Origin of the sequence: Bradyrhizobium jicamae, assembly GCF_001440395.1 — a bacterium.
Classification (GTDB): domain Bacteria; phylum Pseudomonadota; class Alphaproteobacteria; order Rhizobiales; family Xanthobacteraceae; genus Bradyrhizobium; species Bradyrhizobium jicamae.
The window spans coordinates 1-4,471 of the sequence record NZ_LLXZ01000058.1 but is presented as its reverse complement, the minus strand read 5'-3'; the positions used below and the strand labels follow the sequence as shown (position 1 = coordinate 4,471).

2 protein-coding genes and 1 pseudogene are annotated in these 4,471 nt (G+C 56.9%); 2 read left to right on the top strand and 1 reads right to left on the bottom strand.

Going from position 1 to position 4,471, the window contains the following annotated elements; genetic code table 11:
- The first annotated feature begins 967 nt into the window (after window positions 1-967).
- Window positions 968-1,792, top strand: a complete 825-nt coding sequence (locus CQ12_RS09270; RefSeq protein WP_057835007.1) for a hypothetical protein — start codon at window positions 968-970, stop codon at window positions 1,790-1,792.
- Between the two features lie 30 nt (window positions 1,793-1,822).
- Entirely contained in the window at window positions 1,823-2,431 is a 609-nt protein-coding gene (locus CQ12_RS09265) for a hypothetical protein (protein ID WP_057835006.1), read from the top strand.
- An 839-nt stretch (window positions 2,432-3,270) separates the two neighbouring features.
- Here the strand turns inward: CQ12_RS09265 and CQ12_RS09255 are convergent.
- Window positions 3,271-4,066, bottom strand: a pseudogene (locus CQ12_RS09255) (IS481 family transposase); the annotation flags it as partial.
- Window positions 4,067-4,471: the final 405 nt, after the last annotated feature.

The following is a 4,471-nucleotide window of genomic DNA, read 5'->3' as shown; positions in this document are numbered from 1 at the left end:
CCTGCGGCCTTCATGTTCGTACACGCTGAGAACTTCGCGATCGAGCGCATGCGCGAGCGCAATCGCGGCGGAAGCCGCTCGAACATCTTGCTCCATATAGCATCGCAGGCTAAGCGGGACGGACCCGAAATGGCGTTGGAACATCTCGGTTCCGCCGCAGCATCGCCGCCCCTGCAAGACTGCCGATGCTCGCCCAGCGAAGCAAGGAGCGTGCCGTCTTGACTGCCCGGTCTGTTTTCCTGTTCGGACCCGGCCGCTTCAATGCGCAAATGTCTGAAACCTGACGCGCACTCTACATACTCCTAAGAGAGCAGCGCGGGCGTGACTGAACAGTCAGGGGCGAGAGGACGCTGTCCCTGTCCGCCCGCGCTGCCCGAGAAGTTAGGGGTCACATGACTCTGCACCGAGGTCGAATGAGGAAGCTACACGCCCTCAAGCTTCCATAGTCGACGATCGCTGAGCACGATGCTGACTAGCCACGCGAGCAGCAGCGCCGGGGCAAGACCGGGTCCAACACACTTCGTGCCAAGGTAAGATCCGCAGTTCGCATCAGGTTTGCGTGGATTTGTCAGCTTTTCGACATGCCGTATCCACGCCGACACGGATTGATGTCCGCTCCTCGGCGCTCTTGTGGCAGAGCGGATGAGGCGAGTTTATGATGCACGGCTTCGACTGGGATGGCATTTCAGCCACAGCGCGGGTCACGGCGGGCGCGGCGTGTTCGCCTGCGGTATCGGCCACCGTCGCCGATAGCGCTCGATTTCGGCCGTCGTGACCAGAACCCGCGCGCCGTAGCGCTTCCTGAAATTCATACGACTATCTAGGTTAACCCAGAACGGGAGTCGTCCAGGCGGCCGGCATCGTGACCCACCAACTCTGGTAGGCGCCTCGCGGATCTCATCGGTATACAAAGCCGAAGCGGATATAAGGACCGGCTGCGCCGGGCAGAGAAATGACCGATAGGCGCATGATTTGGTTTTGGTTCTACCTCTCTCTCGGTCTCGGTCTCTGGGTGACTCTTGGCCTACGGATTTTGCCGGGTGGGCCGGCCGGTAAGGGCGATGAAGTTCGTGCGGATGACAACGCTCTTATCGACCAGGTTAGATCAACTTGGCGAGCGCAGGATGGTGAGACGGCGGAGCAAATCTTCGCCAAGGTCTCGAAGGTAGCCCACTTCGTTCCCAAGGGATGGAAGCTCGGGCCAAAGATCGATAGTGGAGAGCTCGTTGTCTTTTTATGGACGAAACGCCGGTCTGATGAAGAAAAGGAAGGTTACACGGTCACATGGGTAGTGGTACCCGATGGCACGGTGAAACTTGTGACGCCCTATGCAAAGCCGATGGATTTAGGCTGGCAGGCGTTCGCACTTTCGCTTATTGCTGACGACGTAACAAATAGGGATAGGGGCGCGAACCGTCGCTTTCTGTATGATCTCGGTAACTTCAACTTCGTGACGACAGCGCAAGGCAAGCTGGGCGATCTTCTGCGGCGCGGTCGTTGCATTATTGGCGATCCCGTTAAGGTGCACTACTCACCGACGGTGGACGAGCAACAAACGGCCAAGGGCGGCTTGTGGCGCGTTCAGCTTTCGGTTGACGACTGCGATATTCAGGGGCGTAGTTATTTTAACCGCGATATCATCATTTTCGAGAAGCGCGAGGGGCAAGATTGGAACCCGCAATCGTTCCTAGCCAAGCGTATCGAGACCTATGCCCCCGATTCCTGGTTTGATCTTGCAGATCCGAAAGATCAGGAAGCGTCCGAGGCCGCGCGGAAAGCGTTGGCAAAATGACATTGGCTTGCGCCGTCGATTCCTTGGCCGATGACGATGATTGAACGCGAAGTCGCAGCATGGCTGCTCAATGTGTTTCCGTCCCACCAAACCCATGTTGGGTTGGCACAGAGGTCGACCTTGGATCCGCCGATGACGCCATTGACGATCATTAGCGATTGGTTCGAAGAACAGGACACAGAAGTACAAGTCGAAATAGCTGGCATGGCGGCGCTTTTGATGTTCGACGGTGCTGCCCTTCTCGATCTTGGCAGCCAAGAGCAGGTGGAGTTTTTCCGACATTGGCTGAGCGAGGCAGGATTGCAGACCCATATGGTCGTTGGCCGTGTTTTGACGTTCCGAGCCTGTTTTGAGTATTTCGCGGAGAACAAGTTTACCGACTTCGGGTGGAGGCTCTCCGAAAAGGCCCTGCGTAAAGCTATCGAGGAGTCTGAGCGCGCCGCAAATTTTTCTGATAGTATGCGTCTTGCTTCTAATGCGCGAAGAGTGCTTGACGTTTTGCCAGCCCGCAAAAGCAAGTGGATCGAAGTCGGGAAGTCTTGGCGAGAGCTGGCCGACGCCTGCCTGACGTCTAGCGCTCTCAGGAATTGGGCCTCCTCGCAGACGGAACAGTCCCCGGACGGTGGCCGAGCGGGGTAGCGGTGGACGAAGATATCGATGGGAAAGACAGAAGTGGAGGCTAGGTAAATCACTGTAAGATAGCCCTCTATACGCTCCATGGGGTGCGGCTGATCGCGACAAGGGCGGGCGTCCTTATCCCTCAGGGGCGCGGGGAAGCCCGCCCTATACAAATCATTGCATAGTTAGAAATGGCGCAAGAGCGTGGATCGATCTTTACTCTGTCTCATCGAGCCGGCCAAAAGGATTTTCGATAGAATGCTCACCGCCCAGCAAATCGCCGAAGCCAAAAAGCACGTCCGCTATCAGCGACAGAACAATGTCCACGAACATGACGACTGCATCAGGATCGCGTACGAATGGCTTGATGCGCAAACCACGACCAAGGGAATATTGTGGCGAGCTTACCCAATTAAACAGATTATCGAAAGATGGGGCGGCATTCGGGACCCGCTTTGCATTGAGCGAGATTGGGGCTCTCAGATGCCTAGATCTAACTCATAAGTCGGGCGAGCGGCGCGGCTCCGGAATGTATCGCGAATTGCGCGTGAAGGAGGGGATGGCTGAGGCCCCGTCCGCACAGCTGCGCGGCAGCGGCGACCGCCACGCTCTAACGCAATCGCGCGAGCTCAGCAATGCCACGAGGTCAGCAGAGGTTTTGAAGGGGCACAAGGCAAGGGATAAGACATCTTCGGGTCAAGCCTTTTGATCATCGCAGACAGCATCCAGAGATGACATGCCGTTTCGTCCGCCCGACGGCTGCTCAAGGCTTCAGTCAAATACCAACTTTGGGAATTGATTGAGAAGATGGTCACATGGCAATCTTGGTGCAATATCCCGCCAGGGAAAACCAATACGCTTTAGGTGTTTAGTCCCGGCATTTGCTGGAGCGGATTAAGTTTGAATCGTTCCGGACTGGGAAGTCCAGCATTTGCAGATGTATTCGTATGGCGTGAGGCCGTTCAGGGTCTTCAGCCGTCGAGCGTAGTTGTAGGCGTTGATGAAGTCGGCGAGGTGAGCTTCGAGCTGATCGTGTCGATCGTAATGGTAGCTTTGGACGGTCGCTTCCTTGATCGTGCGGTTCATGCGCTCGACCTGGCCATTGGTCCAGGGATGCTTGATCTTGGTCAGCCGATGTTCGATGCCATTCTCTTGGCAGCGCATATCGAACATACGTGTCACGTATCGTGCCGTCGGGCCGTCCGCGTAGCGCGGCGGGAAAGTGAACTGGATCCCATTGTCGGTGAGAACCGTGTGGATCTTGTAGGGGACAGCCGCGATCAGAGCTTCGAGGAAGGCGGAGGTCCTTCCCGTCTTCCTGGCCAGTTGCACGAAGGCGAACTTGCTGGTGCGATCGATGGCGAGGTAGAGGTAGAGCTTGCCTTCAGCAGTCTGGAGCTCAGCAATGTCGATGTAGAAGTGGCCGATCGGGCAAGCCTTGAACTTTTTCTTCGGAGGCTTGCTGCCCTCGACCTCCGGCAATCGGGTGATGCCGTGACGCTGGAGACAACGATGCAGGGATGATCGCGTCAGATGCGGGATGGACGGCTAGAGCGCATAGAGGCAATCGTCGAGCGGCAATAGCGAATGCCGCCGGAAAGCGACGATGATCGCTTCCTCCTCGATGGAAAGCACGGTCGACTTGGCGTCCCTGGGGTCAGATCAGCATAAAGCTCGGGCTTGGCATGCCCCCTGTGAGTCGAAGACGTGCGTTGATAATCCCATATTGAAGTTTGATCACCTCCGATCTCTGGTAGGCTCCCGAAGATAATATGCCGAGCGATACGTGAGTTGCGGGATCTGCGGCTGGAATTCCGCCGATGGCACCTTAAGGCGGCGTCGAAGAGAGTTGCGCAACACTATCGCCGTTCTCGATGAATCAAGTTCATCGGCATGGCTATGGCGGCTCGAGACTTATCTGGTCGTCCGTTAACAAGCGGGGTTGAGGGCGACTGGGGTTGCGAAGGCGCGCCAAAGGACGATCAGGACGAGGCGCAAGATCTTCCTGAGCCAGGCGAGGATGCGGCGGAAGTTGTGGCCGACGGCTGAGAGGATGACGTT

Coding starts and splice junctions, on each gene's coding strand:
- CQ12_RS09270 (WP_057835007.1), top strand. CDS start 968: ATGATTTGGTTTTGGTTCTACCTCTCTCTCGGTCTCGGTCTCTGGGTG.
- CQ12_RS09265 (WP_057835006.1), top strand. CDS start 1,823: ATGACGATGATTGAACGCGAAGTCGCAGCATGGCTGCTCAATGTGTTT.